The organism is Zoogloea oleivorans (assembly GCF_008107625.1).
GTDB lineage: Bacteria > Pseudomonadota > Gammaproteobacteria > Burkholderiales > Rhodocyclaceae > Zoogloea > Zoogloea oleivorans.
Map to the genome: position 1 here is coordinate 169,760 of NZ_SDKK01000001.1, position 13,543 is coordinate 183,302.

Genomic DNA, 13,543 nt, shown 5'->3' on the forward strand with positions numbered 1-13,543 from the left:
TAATAGCATGAAGCGTCTTACAAAGGTCGGTCGCATTGAGCCGTACGCCGATGGGGATACTCTACGATATGTACTAAAGCTCGCTGACTATCCTGTTTCGCCTTTCAATAATCTTTGGGCTGACGTTGCAGCACCACCTGAAGCACTTTATGTTGTCCAAACGAATCCGAAAGTCATTGAGCGCTGCTTGCTTATGACCACCGAACCCGGTGACCTCGTGTTTGATCCAACATGCGGTTCAGGCACCACAGCTTTCGTCGCCGAAAAATGGGGGCGTCGCTGGATCACCTGCGACACCTCGCGCGTTGCCGTTACCCTCGCCAAGCAACGCTTGGCCACAGCGAGCTTCGACTACCTTGAACTCAAGTATCCGCATGAGGGGTTGCGCGGCGGCTTCATCTACAAGACGGTGCCGCACGTCACGCTGAAGTCCATCGCTCAAAATCCGGAGGTCGACGAGATTTACGACAGCCTGCACCCGGCCATCGAATCTGCATTGACAAAATTGAATGCGACGCTGAAGGGTCAGGCCATTTCCTTCGTGGTGAGCGAGGGCGGGCGCAAGGGTGAAGAAGTCGATTTCGCGGCTGCCGCCAGCAAGACCTTCACCCTGCCAACGGGTGACAAGGCGCCGGTGAATGCCTTGCTGGAGTGGGAAGTGCCTTTCGACTTTCCGGAGGACTGGCCGGTTTCGGCACGGAAAGCATTTGATGCCTTCCACACGGCACGGCAGGCAATGCAGAAGAAGATGGATGAGAGCATCGCCTCGCATGCCGGGCAGGAAATTCTTTACGACCAGCCCGAGGTGTGCCGCAACAAGCTGCGCATCACCGGCCCTTTCACGGTGGAGGCCGTGCCATTCGCCACGGTGCTGGCGCTGGACGAGGCCGAGCAGCCGGTGGAGGCGGATATTGCGGTGGCGCGTTCAGGTGAGACCTCGCGCCAGAGCCAGTGGCGCGATGAGTTGCTGAAGGCCGGTATTCGCGGCAAGGGCGGGCAGAAGCTGCGTCTGCTCGATCTGGAGCCCCTGCCCGGTGCGCGCTACATCCACGCGGTGGGCACGGTGGCCGAGACGAACGAGCGCGTGGCGGTGAGTTTCGGCCCCGAGCATGCAGCGCTGGAGCAACGCCAGGTGGAAATCGCCAAGCAGGAGGCGGGCGATCTGTTCCCCCTGCCCAAGCTGCTGGTGTTCTGCGCCTTCACCTTCGACCCCGAAGCGGCGAAGGACATTGATGCAGTGCGCGGCATCACGGCATTGAAAGTGCAGATGAATACCGACTTGCTGACCGAAGACCTGAAGAAGGGCCGCGCGAGCAATGAATCTTTCTGGCTGATGGGGCAGCCGGAAGTTGCAGTCAAGCGACTCAAGAATGATCTATTCCAGGTGGAAGTGAAGGGCTTCGATTACTTCGATACCAAGACGGGTGAGTTGAAAAGCGGTGGCAAGAAGAACATCGCCCTCTGGTCGCTGGATACGGATTACGACAATCGCTCGGTGTTTCCGCGCCAGGTCTTCTTCCCGATGGCAGGTGGCAAGGAGGGTTGGTACAAGCTGAAGAAGGACATTCGTGCCGAGCTGGATGAAAGCCTGCTGGAGAAATTCCACGGCACGGTTTCGCTGCCGTTTGAAGCGGGCGACAACCAGTGCATTGCGGTAAAGATCGTTGATGACCGTGGGATTGAGTCGCTGAAAGTAATCCGGCTGGATCAGGTGTGAGGGCGGCGCGATGAGTGACAAAAATAAAGCGCTGCAATCGCTGATCATCAACTCGCCTTTCGAGGCGCCTGCGCAGCATTGGGAGCAAGCCGCTGCCGGGAAGGGGCTCATGTTGCAGCAAGGGCGACGCCCGGCTGGCTACGAGCTCTACGACACGCGCAACAACACACGCCGGGTAGTGCCGCTGAACATGGTGAACCAGATTCGCACGCGCGTGGATGACTGGCGGGCGGCGGGCTACATTGGCGTGACCAGCATTAGCCGCCAGCTGCTGGAGCATTGGCATGCGCGTGGCGAGTGGGTGCCGGAGGAAACGCGTTGGGTGGGCGGGCCGCGCCAGAACCCCTTCTACTTCTGCCAGCTCGAAGCCATCGAGACTCTGATCTGGTGGGTGGAGGGCAGCGCGGAGTTCAAGCAGGGCATCAATGTTCCAGGAGATGGTGGTGCCTGGGAGCGCTTGTGCAACAAGATGGCTACCGGCTCAGGCAAGACGGCGCTGATAGGCATGATCATCACCTGGCAGACGCTGAACGCGATCAGCTACCCCAAGGACGGCCGCTTCTCGCGCGCCATCTTCATTGTGGCGCCGGGCCTGACGGTGAAGAGCCGCTTGCAGACGCTCAATCCAGGCGATGAGAAGAACGTCTACGACCAGTTCAACCTGTGCCCTAACGAAGCACTGCGCACGCGCCTGAACCAGGCGGAACTGCTGATCGAGAACTGGCACACGCTGATGCCGCTGAAAAATCAGGAACGCTCGGTGGTGAAGAAGGGCAAGGAAAGCGATGAGGCTTTCACGCGCCGTGTGCTGGGTAAACTGGCTGCATATAAGGATCTTGTGATCATCAATGATGAGGCACACCACGCCTATCGCCAGCGCGCCGAAATGAAGGTGAGCAAGAAAGATGCTGAAGAGTTCGGCATCGACCTTGACGAGGCCACGCGCTGGATCGAAGGGCTGGACCGCATCCACAAGACGCGGCGCATCCGGCGCTGCTTTGATCTCTCGGCCACGCCGTTTGCGCCGACCGGCAAGACCAATACCGAGGCCGGGCTGTTCGAGTGGGTGATTTCAGATTTCGGCCTGAACGATGCGATTGAAGCCGGGCTGGTGAAAACGCCGCGCGTGGTAATCCGCGACGATGCACTGGCGAACGCCAAGAGCTATCGCAGCAAGCTCTACCATCTGTACCGTGAAGATGAGGTCAAGGAGGACCTGAACCGCAAAGCGGAAACCCACGAGCCCTTGCCTGATCTGGTGCAGAAGGCTTACGCCCTACTGGCCTATGACTGGCACGAGACTACAAAGGCTTGGCAGGCCGGGGGGCATGTGATCCCGCCCGTCATGCTGACTGTTTGTAACCGCACCGAGACTGCCGCAAGGGTTGAGTATTTCTTCAATGGTGGTGATTGCTTGATTCAAGCAACCCACGCACCGACCCGCACCTTGCGTGTTGATTCGCGAGTGTTGGAAAAAGCCGAGCGTGGCGAGACCATCACCAAGGACAAGGATTATGCCATCCGCCTGCAAGAAATCATCGAAGCCAGCGGCTTGCCTGCCGATCGCGTCAAAGCCTTGCTGGAGCTGAAACAGGAAGAACAGTTGCGCGAGCTAGTCGACACTGTCGGCAAACGTGGCAAGGCCGGGCAGAAACTGCAGAACGTCACCTCGGTAGCGATGCTCTCGGAAGGTTGGGATGCCGCCAACGTGACCCACATCATGGGCCTGCGCGCCTTCACCAGCCAGTTGTTGTGCGAGCAGGTGATAGGCCGGGGCTTGCGCCGGGTGGCACACGACATGGACGAAAACGGCTTGTTCCTGCCGGAGTACGTCAACGTGTTTGGCGTACCGCTGTCGATTTTCCAGGATGTGGGTGAAGAAGGCGTAGCCCCGCCACCGCCCAAGCCCAGTGTGCGTATCGAAGTGGAGCCAAACCGCAACCAGTATGAAATTCGCTGGCCGAATGTCCTGCGCATTGAATCCGTGCTCAAGCGCGAACTGGTGATGGACTGGACCAAGGTCGATGTGCTCACGCTAGACCCGATGAATACACCACTCAGTGCAGACGTTGCGCCCTCACTGACCAGCGCACCGAATCTGGCAATGGTGTCGGAAATCGATCTTGAGAAAGCGACGGAAGATTTCCGCCTGCAGAACCTGATCTTCCGCGCAGCGCGCAAGCTATACCTGCAGAGCGCTAGCAGCTTTGGCGGCGACAGGCAGTACCTGGCTGTGCAACTCATCCGGTTGGTTGAGCAGTTCCTAGCGAGCGACAAGCTGGATATTCCCAGCCTGTGGCACCAGGATGAAAAACGCCGTCGCCTGCTGTTTGCACTGAACATGGATACGGTCGTGGCGCATGTGCATCGCTTTGTGACCGAGCAGAACGTGGAACGACTGGCTGCCGTGTTCGATGAGTCGCGGCCGATTGGTTCAACCGCACAAATGCGCCCATGGCTCACCACCAAGCCTTGCCAGCCAACCCGGCATTCGCAGATCAGCCACGCTGTGCACGACAGCGTGTGGGAAAAGGCCGTCGTCGATATCTGCGAGAAAAGGAAGTTCGTTGCGGCGTGGGCGAAGAACGACCACCTGGATTTCACCGTGCGCTACCTGTGGAAGGGCTCGACACGTAACTTCGTGCCCGACTACCTCATTCGCTTCACCAACGGTAAAACGCTGGTGCTGGAAGTGAAGGGGCAGGACAGCGAGCATAACAAGGCCAAACGTGCGGCGATGCAGACCTGGGTGAAGACCATCAACGAACAGGGCGGGTTCGGACAGTGGTGCTTTGATGTAGTGTTTGATCCGGCGAAGATCATGGATGTGATTTCAAGTCACGCCCAGTAGTACTCCGTGGATGGGTGGGGGTAAATCTATAGTCTACTTACCCCATCACCCAGACCTACACCGCGACACAGAAAAGCGGACCAAGGCATCCCCTCCGTCAGCGTCGAATATTGACCAGGCTACCGAGACGATTTCCGGTACTTAAAGCGGTATGAATCGTTGCCTGTTTCGATGATGTGAATCGCCCCAAGTTTCGTAGTTGCTGCGAAGTCTGCTTAGCGTCATAAAACTGTCGTCCAAATCGAATGGAAGGAATGGCTGCTTTGGCCGACCAGCGGTCCTCTGCTGGTCGTAATGCGAGCAATTCCCACTTGATACTGCTCATGACACCTCACTGTTACCTCAAGTTTAAGGCTCAAAGGTGTCTACAGGTTTCGGGGCGATTCAATTGAATAATTAGAATCTCGTGTGCTGCCTTACACCGCCTCCAGCGCGAGCAGCTCAGCCACCGTCTGCCTTCGTCGAACAAGCCGGGGCTCACCATTTTCCATCAGCACTTCGGCAATCAGCGGGCGCGCGTTGTAGTTCGATGACATGGAGGCGCCATACGCACCGGTGTCGTGCAACACCAGCAGATCTCCCACCTGCGCCTGCGGCAAGGACCGGGGCAACACCACGCCACCGTCTCCCTGCGTAAACACATCTCCCGACTCGCACAGAGGTCCGGCAACCACCGTGTCAAACTGCAGGCCATTAACCGCTGTGCCATCAGAGTGGATCAACTCCATGCCATGGTAGGCGCCGTATAGGGCCGGGCGAACCAGATCACTGAAGCCGGCGTCCACCATCACAAAATGGTTGGCGCCCTGTTGCTTCGTGGCGCGTACCTCGGTGACCAGCACGCCGGACTCGGCCATTAAATAGCGGCCCGGTTCTATTTCCAGTTTCACTGGGTGCTCCAGCAGTTGTTCCACGGCATGGCGCACTGCATCCCATAATGAAAAGTAGTGCGCCGTATCAATCGTGGGTTCACCGGCCTGGTAAGGAACGGACAGACCGCCGCCCGCGGAGATAGCGTGCAGGTCCAAACCCTGCGCATTCACTACCTCTACCAGCTTCAGCATGGCGCCGCACACTTCCTGCAAGTGCGCGTAGTCCACGCCTGAGCCGATGTGCATGTGCAGGCCCTGCAAGGCCAGGCCGTTGGACTGGATCTTTTCGCAGGCGCGTACTAGGTCGCCATGCCAGATGCCATGCTTGCTATGCTCGCCACCGGTATTTGTTTTCTTGGAATGGCCATGCCCGAAACCTGGGTTGATGCGTAGCCACACCGGGTGCCCCGGGTTGACCGCACCCAATTGGTCCAGCATGTCCATGGAGCCGCAGTTCACGGGAATATTGAGTTCCACCACGCGCGCAAGCGTAGCGCGGTCCAGCAGATCGGCCGTGAACACGATGTCTGCGTGCCCGTTGTGCAAGCCCGGCGTAAAACCACCAGCCAACGCGCGTTCGATTTCACCCAAAGACACCGAGTCCACCACTGCGCCCTGTCGCCTCATGAGGCGAAGGATGTGTGTATTGGAGTTGGCTTTCTGAGCGAAACGCACTACGTCAAACAACCGCAGAGCGGCAATCTGGCGCGTAATGGTGTCGGCATCATAGATCCACAGCGGGGTACCGAACTGCTGGGCCAAAGGAGCGATGGTAGCGGGAGTAAAGGGGTTCATGGGTGGATGATCTTCTTCATGGTCAATTCAAACAATGCTGTTCTTGTTGTTTATCTATTCAATATTGATATGAATTTAACTCATCGCCAGCTGACGATGTTTCGCGCCATCATGCTGCACGGCAACCTGGGGCGTGCAGCTGACGCGTGCGCGTCAAGCCAGCCCACTTTGAGTCGCGAGCTGGGTCGTTTGGAGCAGTTACTGGGGTTTAACCTTTTTGACCGGGTGCGGGGCCGATTACGACCTACCGTGCGGGCACTTGCGCTGATGCAAGAAGTAGAACGCTCGTTTATAGGCTTGGAACAGATCGCAGCGCGCGCCAGCGAATTGCGCACGCAAGCGACAGGTCGCTTGCGCATTGCGTGTTTGCCGGCATTGGCCCATGCCTTGGTACCCCGCGCACTGGTATATCTCTCACATGCACATCCTGAACTAGGAGTCGGCGTGCATCCCTTAGAGTCGCCCTGGCTGGAGCAAGCCATGAGTGAACAGCGTTTTGACCTGGGACTGAGTGAAACCCAAGAGGCACCTGCTGGAGTTGCCTTGCAGCCCTTACTGAAAGTCAATGAAGTGGCTGTTTTGCCACGTGATCACAGCCTGTGCCGCAAGGCTCGACTGCAACCACGCGACTTTACAGGCGAGCGCTTCATCAGTCTCGCGGTTGGCGACCCGTATCGAACCGCCATTGATGCGATGTTCGAGGACGCTAAAGTACAGCGCGCAACCCTGCTTGAAACCACGAGCGCAGTGGCCGTCTGCGCCATGGTGCGTCAGGGCCTGGGCGTTGCCATCGTAAACCCGTTCACCGCGCTGGAACTCAGCGGACCGGACCTAGTAGTGCGGCCGCTTACCGTTGCCATCGGTTACCAGGTGAATATGCTTCTTCCGGAAATCGCAGCTCCGCACCCCCTGCAGGGCGTTCTCGCAGACACCGTCCGCAAAGCCTGTGCCGCCTTGAACCACCATCACTCGCTATGAGTTCCATAGCTGCCAACGCTTTATGACACGTCCTTCTGCCATCCCACCGAGCGGCCTGCGTTACCTGATGACTCTGCCCTGCAACTGTTGAACCTGTTGTTCAATGTGTTCATTACCACCGCTTGACTTTGACGTGAATGCAGTCCAGCGGCCGTGACTGCCGGGCTTTGGCCTCTTCAATCACGGCATCGGTGACCGATGAAATCAGCGTTGGCGACACCTCGGTGCCGTTCATCTCTTTCAAGTGTGACTGGATTTCGCGGGCCGTCATCCCTCGGGCGTAAAGCGACAGAATCTTGTCGTCAAAGCCCGTCCAGCGGGTCTGGTGTTTGGGAATGAACTGCGGCTCGAAGGTGCCGTGGCGGTCACGGGGAATTTCTATCGGCAGTTCGCCGAACTCCCCTTTGAGCGTCTTCCTGCTCTTCCCGTTGCGCGTATTGCCGGCCGGGTTCTCTACCGGCTCATTCTTGCCGTGGCCGAGGTGGTCGGTCATCTCGGCTTCCAACGCCTTCTCGACCAGCAACTTGGTGAGTTGCTTGAGCAAGCCGTTCTCGCCAATCAGGTCTTCCGGTTGCCGACCTTGACGCGGCATCCCACCTGAAGGGCGGCTTCCTTCCCCGGAGAACGCGTACCCCGCGCCCAATGCGGTAAGAACGCTTTCTCCCGCGTGGCCGGTTGGACCCGGACCCCACAGCATTGAATCCTCCGAAGCGGACGGTAGCGATCTCACCCGGTCGGCATCAGCCGTCGATAAAACCGGCTATCCCATTCGGGTTGTAGAATAGCCCCCCATGAAACCCTGCGACTACATCGTATTTGGCAACAACCACGGCATGCCGCGGATGGCCTGCGCCGACAAGGTCGGCCTGGGTGCCTCGGGCACGGTGGTGCACGCCATGAGCGTTCACCCCGTCGTTGTTGCATACGGGGGTTGATCGGGTGCTTGCCATCCGGGCTCGGCGATCTCTCCCTCGGGGCGGCAGCTATGGCGTGCTGTTGCTGCTTCTGGTGACCATCGGCGGCTGGCTGGTAGTGGATTTTTCGCGGGAGGGCGAGCGCATCGTTGCCGAAAGATCGAGATTGGCGATCCATAGAAGCCAGTTGATTAACCGTTCGTTCAGCGACACCTTTCTGGCGGCTGATTACGTACTGAGGGATGTCATCGGTAGGGTCAGTGTGGTTCGGGACCTGGCCTATCCGCAGCCCGACGCAGGCGTCTCCAAACGCCTGGACGCCTTGCTCAAGGAGAAGGTCGCAACCGTTACCGGCCTGACGGATCTGGTCTTGTTCAACGGCGACTGCATCTTCGCTGCGGCCGCCAACTATCCCACGCAGGGCACTAGGAGCCGACAACGATTCTGCAATGCGGCGAGGGTCGATCCGGGACAAAGCCTGCACATTCAATACATGCCGCCGGATAAGTCGGCATCGGGCCGCCCGGTCGTTCTCATGTCACGGACTGTGGGCTCGCCTGACGGCGTTCTGCTTGGTGGGGCGATGGTGGTGATCGACCTTGAGTACGCCCAGAAATGGATCGCAGCTTTCGAAATCGATGAAGGCGATGTTCTTGCAATTGTCGACGCCGACGGGACGCTGCTGGCGCGCAACCCGCCCTTGCCCGAAGCAATTGGACGGCGCACTTCGCCCCCATTGAGTCAGCCAGGCTTCGGCGAGCTCGATAGCTCCGCGACTTTCACGGCGGTATCTCCCATGGATGGCCGCGAGCGCATCTTCGGCCTGAGCAAGCTGGAGCGCTTTCCGTTCGTCGTCATCGTCGGCTTCGACAAGTTGGGCGTGCTTGCCGGCTGGCAGCACCGCGCCTGGCAGTTCGCCGTCGGTTACATCTTGCTGTCTGTCTTGTCCCTGTTGGCGCTGCGTGTGCAGCTAGCCACCGAGCGCCAGCGCGAGGAAATGCGCAAATTGGCGAACACCGACGCGCTCACCGGCATTGCCAATCGACGCTACCTCATGGATCTCGGAGGTCGCGAATTCAGGCGAGCCAAGCGTTACGGCAATCCGCTGTCGGTGCTCATGCTGGATATTGACAAGTTCAAGTCCATCAACGATCGCTGGGGGCATCCAGCCGGCGATCGCGTCATTCAGGAACTGGCGAATGTGATGATGTTTCTTGTACGTGCCCAGGATATGTGCGGTCGCCTGGGCGGCGAGGAATTCGCGCTCATCCTTCCCGAAACCGATACGTCCGGTGCAGCGCTCATTGCTGAGCGGCTGCGCAAGACAGTAGATGAGTCCACCGTCGTCCATGCCGATGACGGCACTGTGGTGAGGTTTACTGTCAGCATCGGCATTGCGTCGCTGACCCCGGGCGACGCTTCGTTCGATGCCATGCTGCAACGCGCCGACAAGGCGCTCTATCAAGCCAAGGAAGACGGACGTAATCGTTCGGTCATCGCTGGCAATCAGCCTTACCTCGAATAGCCGCTTCCTGCACCAGATCCCCTCGTCAGCACGGCCCCCTTGATGGCTAGGAAGCCCCTTCCATGCAAGCCCCCGCGCCGCGTCAATCCGTTCTTCACCGCCACATCACACGGCTTGGTTGATTAAATTAGAGTTGGCTTATATTCTGGTAAATATAAGCAGACAACAACCAAAGGAGACCGTATGGCCAAGATCATTGTCGTCGGGGCTGGCATAGGGGGCGTGCCGGCAGCCTATGAGTTGCAAGCGAAGCTGGGAAAATCGCATCGCGTTACGGTTGTCAGTGCGAGCGAGTATTTTCAGTTCATTCCGTCGAATCCCTGGGTGGCCGTTGGCAAGCGGGCGCGGGACGAGATTACGGTTGAGCTGCGGCCCCACCTCGAGAAGAAGGGGATCGCCTTTGTTGCGCAGCCGGTCGCGTCGATTCTTGCCGAGGAAAACCGACTCAGGCTTGCCGATGGTGCGCTGCTGGATTACGACTATCTTGTCATCACGACGGGGCCGCGTCTGGCTTTTGACGAGGTGCCGGGCTCGGGGCCTGTCGGCGGTTTCACCCATTCCATCTGCACCACCGACCACGCAGAACGGACGTTTGCGGCCTACGAGCGCTTTTTGCAGAACCCCGGGCCCGTTGTGGTGGGGGCGATGCCGGGGGCCAGTTGCTTTGGCCCGGCCTACGAGTTCGCCTTCATTCTGGATGCGGATCTGCGGAAGCGGAAGCTACGCCACAAGGTGCCCATCACCTATGTGACCAGCGAGCCCTACGTGGGGCACCTGGGGCTTGGCGGTGTGGGGGATTCGAAATCCATGCTCGAAAGCGAGTTTCGCAACCACGACATCAAATGGATAACAAACGCCAGGACGACCCGGGTCGAGGCTGACCGCTTGTTCACCACCGAACTCGATGGCCTGGGCAATGTGCTGCGGGAGCATGAGTTGCCCTTCCTGTTTTCGATGATGTTGCCGGCCTTCAAGGGGGTGGATGCGGTGGCGGCGGTGGACGGGTTGTGCAACCCGCGGGGGTTTGTGTTGATTGACGAATACCAGCGAAGCAGAAAATACAGGAACATTTTTTCGGCGGGTGTGTGCGTTGCCATTCCTCCCGTGGAGGTAACCCCGGTGCCCACCGGTGCGCCGAAGACGGGCTACATGATCGAGACGATGGTGACGGCCATTGTCGAAAACATTGCGGCAGACCTTGCCGGGCAAGAGGCCAGTGCCAAAGGAACCTGGAATGCCATCTGTCTGGCCGACATGGGTGATACGGGGGCGGCCTTTGTCGCCCTGCCGCAATTGCCGCCCCGCAACGTCAATTGGTTCAAGAAGGGAAAGTGGGTGCATCTGGCGAAGATCGCCTTCGAGAAATACTTTCTGCACAAGGTGCGCTCGGGCTCGTCCGAGCCGGTCTTCGAGAAGTACGTCCTGAAAGCGCTGGGCATTTTCCGTCTCGAGGACAAGTAAGCGGCGAGGCAAAAAAAAGCGGCCCGAAGGCCGCTGAAACAACGCTACAACAGGGAATCGTTAGCTTACTTCTTGCGTACCGGCGGGATGTCGGTGCAGCTGCCGTGGGCAACTTCAGCCGCCATGCCGATGGTTTCGCCGAGGGTGGGGTGGGGGTGGATGGTCTTGCCGATATCCACGGCGTCCGCGCCCATTTCGATGGCCAGGCACACTTCGCCGATCATGTCGCCGGCGCTCGGGCCGACGATGGTGCCGCCGATGACCCGGTGGGTTTCGGCGTCGAAGATCAGCTTGGTGAAGCCGTAGTCGGCACCGTTGGCGATCGCGCGGCCGCTGGCGGCCCACGGGAACTTGGCGGTTTCGACCTTCTTGCCTTCGGCCTTGGCCTGGGCTTCGGTGTAGCCGACCCATGCCACTTCCGGATGGGTGTAGGCCACGCCCGGGATTACGGTGGCGTCGAAAGCGGCCTTGTGGCCGGCAGCGACTTCGGCGGCCACGTGGGCTTCATGCACGGCCTTGTGGGCCAGCATGGGTTGGCCGACCACGTCGCCGATGGCGAAGATGTGGGGCACGTTGGTGCGCATCTGGGCATCGACCGGGATGAAGCCGCGCTCGCCGACGATCACACCGGCGTTTTCGGCGCCGATCTTCTTGCCGTTGGGCGCACGGCCGGCCGATTGCAGAATCATGTCGTACTTGACCGGTTCCGTCGGGGCGCCTTCGCCTTCGAAGGTGACGTAGAGGCCGTCTTCACGGGCATCCACGCCAACCGTCTTGGTCTTGAGCATGATCTTGTCGAAGCGCTGGGCGTTCTGCTTTTCCCACACTTTGACGGCGTCACGGTCGGGGCCCTGCATCAGGCCGTCCATCATTTCGACCACATCGACGCGGGCGCCGAGGGACGAATAGACGGTGGCCATTTCGAGGCCGATGATGCCGCCGCCGATGACCAGCAGCTTGCCGGGCACGAAGCGCAATTCGAGTGCGCCGGTGGAATCGACAATGCGCGGGTCACGCGGGATGAAGGGCAGATGCACCGCGGCGCTACCGGCGGCGATGATGCACTGCTTGAACTTCACCACCTTCTTGTCGCCGGTCTTGTCCTGGCTGGTGCCGGTGGTGCCTTCGACTTCGAGATGGTTCGGGTCGAGGAAGTGACCGTAGCCGCGGATCACGTCCACCTTGCGGCCCTTGGCCATGCCGGCCAGACCGCCGGTGAGCTTGCCGACGACTTTCTCTTTGTGGGCGCGCAGCACGTCCACGTCCACCACGGGCTTGGCGAAGCTGACGCCGGCGGCGCCCATGTGTTCGGCTTCGTCCATCACCGCGGCCACGTGCAGCAGGGCCTTGGAGGGAATGCAGCCGACGTTCAGGCACACGCCACCGAGGGTGGCGTAGCGCTCGATGATGGCGGTCTTGAGGCCGAGGTCGGCAGCCCGGAAGGCCGCCGAGTAACCGCCGGGGCCGGCGCCGAGCACGACCAGGTCGTATTCGACATCGGCCGAACCGCCATGGCTGGCGGCTGCCGGAGCAGCCACCGGGGCGGCAGCAGGAGCCGCAGCGGCCGGTGCTGCAGCCGCTGCCGGCGCCGTGGCGCCAGCCGCATCGGCGGTTTCGACGATGATCAGCAGGCTGCCTTCGGTAACGCGGTCGCCCAGCGCTACCTTGACTTCCTTGATCACGCCGGTGGCCGAGGAGGGCACGTCCATCGTGGCCTTGTCGGATTCGAGCGTGGCAATCGCGTCTTCGGCCTTGATGCTGTCGCCAACCTTCACGAACAGCTCGATGACCGGGACATCGGCGAAGTCGCCAATGTCCGGAACCTTGACTTCTACGAGGCTCATGGCGATCTCCTTAGAGCATGACCCGACGGAAGTCGGCCAGCAGTTGGGCGAGGTACACGTTGAAGCGGGTCGCCAGGGCGCCGTCGATGACGCGGTGGTCAGCGGTCAGGGACATCGGCAGGGTCAGGCGCGGCACAAACTGCTTGCCGTCCCACACCGGCTTCATCACCGACTTGTTGACACCCAGGATGGCCACTTCCGGTGCATTGACGATCGGCGCGAAGTAAGTGCCGCCGATGCCGCCCAAGGACGAGATGGTGAAGCACGCGCCGGACATGTCGGCCGGGCCCATCTTGCCGTCGCGAGCCTTCTTGGCCAGCGCGCCGGATTCGGCGGCAATCTCGAAGACGCTCTTCTTGTCGGCATCCTTGATGACCGGCACGACGAGGCCATTGGGCGTGTCGGCGGCGAAGGCGATGTTGAAGTACTTCTTGTAGACCAGGTTGTCACCGTCGAGCGAGGTGTTGAACTCGGGGAATTCCTGCAGGGCGCGGACAGCGGCCTTGATGATGAAGGCGAGCATGGTCAGCTTCTTGCCTGACTTCTCGTATTCCTTGTTCATCAGGACGCGGAAGGCTTCCAGGTC

General features: G+C 59.9%; 10 protein-coding genes and 1 pseudogene. 6 read left to right on the top strand and 5 right to left on the bottom strand.

The window, feature by feature from the left end; translation table 11 throughout:
- The first annotated feature begins 7 nt into the window (after nucleotides 1-7).
- Both ETQ85_RS00865 and ETQ85_RS00870 read left to right on the top strand, forming a co-directional pair.
- Nucleotides 8-1,717, top strand: a complete 1,710-nt coding sequence (locus ETQ85_RS00865) for a DNA methyltransferase (RefSeq protein ID WP_148577230.1) — start codon at nucleotides 8-10, stop codon at nucleotides 1,715-1,717.
- Between the two features lie 10 nt (nucleotides 1,718-1,727).
- Nucleotides 1,728-4,568, top strand: coding sequence for a BPTD_3080 family restriction endonuclease (locus ETQ85_RS00870; RefSeq protein WP_148577231.1), 2,841 nt, complete (start codon nucleotides 1,728-1,730; stop codon nucleotides 4,566-4,568).
- Nucleotides 4,569-4,665: 97 nt separating this feature from the next.
- Here ETQ85_RS00870 and ETQ85_RS00875 read toward each other — a convergent pair whose 3' ends face one another.
- Nucleotides 4,666-4,893 carry a hypothetical protein gene (locus ETQ85_RS00875; protein WP_148577232.1) on the bottom strand — a complete coding sequence of 76 codons (228 nt, stop codon included), beginning with the start codon at nucleotides 4,891-4,893 and terminating at the stop codon, nucleotides 4,666-4,668.
- A 91-nt stretch (nucleotides 4,894-4,984) separates the two neighbouring features.
- Nucleotides 4,985-6,235, bottom strand: a complete 1,251-nt coding sequence (lysA, locus tag ETQ85_RS00880) for a diaminopimelate decarboxylase (RefSeq protein WP_148577233.1) — start codon at nucleotides 6,233-6,235, stop codon at nucleotides 4,985-4,987.
- A gap of 6 nt (nucleotides 6,236-6,241) precedes the next feature.
- Between lysA and ETQ85_RS00885 the strand changes: the two genes are divergently transcribed.
- The gene (locus tag ETQ85_RS00885; protein WP_246128561.1) at nucleotides 6,242-7,213 is read left to right on the top strand and encodes a LysR family transcriptional regulator; all 972 of its coding nucleotides are present in this window, start codon (nucleotides 6,242-6,244) and stop codon (nucleotides 7,211-7,213) included.
- Nucleotides 7,214-7,334: 121 nt separating this feature from the next.
- Here ETQ85_RS00885 and ETQ85_RS00890 read toward each other — a convergent pair.
- Nucleotides 7,335-7,805, bottom strand: a pseudogene (locus tag ETQ85_RS00890) (transposase); the annotation flags it as partial.
- Nucleotides 7,806-8,004: 199 nt separating this feature from the next.
- Here ETQ85_RS00890 and ETQ85_RS26045 point away from each other — a divergent pair.
- The 3 genes from ETQ85_RS26045 to ETQ85_RS00900 all read left to right on the top strand — a co-directional run bounded on the left by ETQ85_RS26045 (nucleotide 8,005) and on the right by ETQ85_RS00900 (nucleotide 11,113).
- Nucleotides 8,005-8,148: a hypothetical protein gene (locus ETQ85_RS26045; RefSeq protein ID WP_187394532.1), complete on the top strand. Its 144-nt coding sequence runs from the start codon at nucleotides 8,005-8,007 to the stop codon at nucleotides 8,146-8,148.
- A 55-nt stretch (nucleotides 8,149-8,203) separates the two neighbouring features.
- Entirely contained in the window at nucleotides 8,204-9,652 is a 1,449-nt protein-coding gene (locus tag ETQ85_RS00895; protein ID WP_222862012.1) for a sensor domain-containing diguanylate cyclase, read from the top strand.
- A gap of 183 nt (nucleotides 9,653-9,835) precedes the next feature.
- On the top strand, nucleotides 9,836-11,113 hold the full coding sequence (locus tag ETQ85_RS00900) for an NAD(P)/FAD-dependent oxidoreductase (protein ID WP_148577234.1): 1,278 nt from the start codon (nucleotides 9,836-9,838) through the stop codon (nucleotides 11,111-11,113).
- A gap of 65 nt (nucleotides 11,114-11,178) precedes the next feature.
- Here the strand turns inward: ETQ85_RS00900 and lpdA are convergent, their stop codons facing one another.
- Together lpdA and ETQ85_RS00910 are read right to left on the bottom strand one after the other, a co-directional pair.
- Nucleotides 11,179-12,957: a dihydrolipoyl dehydrogenase gene (lpdA, locus tag ETQ85_RS00905; protein ID WP_148577235.1), complete on the bottom strand. Its 1,779-nt coding sequence runs from the start codon at nucleotides 12,955-12,957 to the stop codon at nucleotides 11,179-11,181.
- Between the two features lie 10 nt (nucleotides 12,958-12,967).
- Nucleotides 12,968-13,543: 2-oxo acid dehydrogenase subunit E2 (locus ETQ85_RS00910; RefSeq protein WP_187394533.1), on the bottom strand; the 576-nt coding region annotated here is incomplete at its 5' end.